This is a genomic window from Trinickia symbiotica, from assembly GCF_003028655.1.
In the GTDB taxonomy this organism is placed as follows: Bacteria; Pseudomonadota; Gammaproteobacteria; order Burkholderiales; family Burkholderiaceae; genus Trinickia; species Trinickia symbiotica_A.
Genome location: NZ_PYUC01000045.1, coordinates 1 through 1728 on the forward strand (window position 1 = coordinate 1; position 1728 = coordinate 1728).

Genomic DNA, 1728 nt, shown 5'->3' on the forward strand with positions numbered 1-1728 from the left:
GCGGGGCGCTTTAACGGGGCGGGAGCGAATGGAGACTCAGTGGAAATGCGGCTGAGCGGGTTCGGCGTCTTCGGGCATCTCGGCGTGGACGATTTCACCGAGCGGATCCGCGTAGAGCGGAACGCCGCAATCGTCACAATATTCGGGCTCGAAACGGCCAGCGTGCCGGCGGATGTCGGTAAGACCCGCCTCCTTGAGCAGCGCGATGATTTCCTCGAGCGGGCCTTCCACTTCCTCGGCCTCCTCGTCGATCGAGAGCTCGCCGTTCTCGCGGCCGTAGAGCGGCCAGACAACGCCATAGATCACATCGTTGCTGCCGCGGCGCGTGAAGCCGATCCGGTACTCGTCGATGCGCCGCTCGCCGAAGCCGGCGACGACCGCGCGCAGATCCTGCGCCGTCGCGCCGATCGTGTCGTAGAGGTAGCGGATGGCCGTGCGCACCGTGTGCGGGCGCACGCGCTCGTCGGCGTCGCGGCAGGCGGAGTAGTAGGCGTCGGGCAGCAGGCATTCGAATTCGCAGCCCGGCAGGACGACCGCGAGGTTGGCGCCGCCTTGCGACGTCCACTGCTCCAGGCATTGCCCGCGCTCGATGCGCGCGCCGTTTTCTTCCTCTTGCCAGCGAAAGAGCGGCGCACCGACGGGCGCCGCCACCACGGCGAGCAAAAAGCGCGGATCAGCGAGGATCGGCGAAGTCTCCGGCAGTTCGCCAAAGTTCATCTTGGCTGGCGTGCCGTTCACGGCAGCTTGAATCAGTTGCTGCGCCACGCGGTACGTCTCGACGTGGTGGCGGGGCAGCTGGTCGATGCTGTAGAGGAAAGGGGCGAGCGCGACGCGTGTGCCGTCGGCCAGTACGTGTGCTTGAAGATGGGCGCGCAGGGCATCGACCGATTCGGTCTTGAGCGGACCGGAGGGGATGATGTAGCGCGTCCACGCCAGTATGGGCGCCGCGATCAATAATGCCTCGTAGGAAGCGCCTTCGTGCTCGACGACGAACGATTCACTGTGCGTTTCCGCCATGTCGGCGAGCGCGCCGTAGGCGTCCGGGTGATTCTGCTGAAGGTGATCGAGCGCGGCGTCGAGCGTGGTCTGATTGCCATTGCGGACGATCTTCGCCAGCAACGTGTCGAGCTTGGCTTCCCAGAAGCGGTCCTCGATACGGCTGCCGGAGGCGAAAAGCGCGAGCGACAAGCCGACGAGCTTGTCGGCATCTGGGGGAAGGCGTTTGGCGATTCGCGAGCGCATAGTCAGTGAATAGGATGTTCATTCGATGAACCTTCCATTCTAGTCGTTTCCGGCACCGTGAGCCCCGACTACGCAAACACGAGGAGGCTATTCTTCGCTTGCCACGCTCGGCGAAGCGGCCTAGAATCACGCCCTTTCGCGCGGTCGGTGACGGCGGCGCGAGAGAGGGAAGTGGAACGGCGAGCGGCGTGCATCGTGCAGTCAACGAGGCGCGCGGTCAGCGGTTGGCGGGTGAATGATGTGACGCTGAGCAGGGTGCGACGCAATCAAAAAACTCGTTGACGACTGGCGGGTGACGCTGCATAATCTCGCTTCTCTGCTGCTGATGCAGCAACGCAAGACGGCGGTGCCGAAGGGGTGTGGTGGTAGCGGCGCCGAGGCGGTTGAGCGAACGATCTTTAACAATTCACAGCCGATAAGTGTGGGCGCTTGATGGCGAACGCGGCCGGTTCCTGGGCTTGTATCAGGAAGCGGTATAGCGCAAGT

The 1728-nt window shown here is 64.0% G+C and carries 1 protein-coding gene; it reads right to left on the bottom strand.

Features of this window, described 5'->3' with window-relative positions; translation table 11 throughout:
* Positions 1–36 precede the first annotated feature (36 nt).
* Complete coding sequence (locus tag C9I57_RS32120) at positions 37–1242, bottom strand: DUF2863 family protein (RefSeq protein ID WP_107154513.1); 1206 nt, start codon at positions 1240–1242, stop codon at positions 37–39.
* Between the last annotated feature and the right edge of the window lie 486 nt (positions 1243–1728).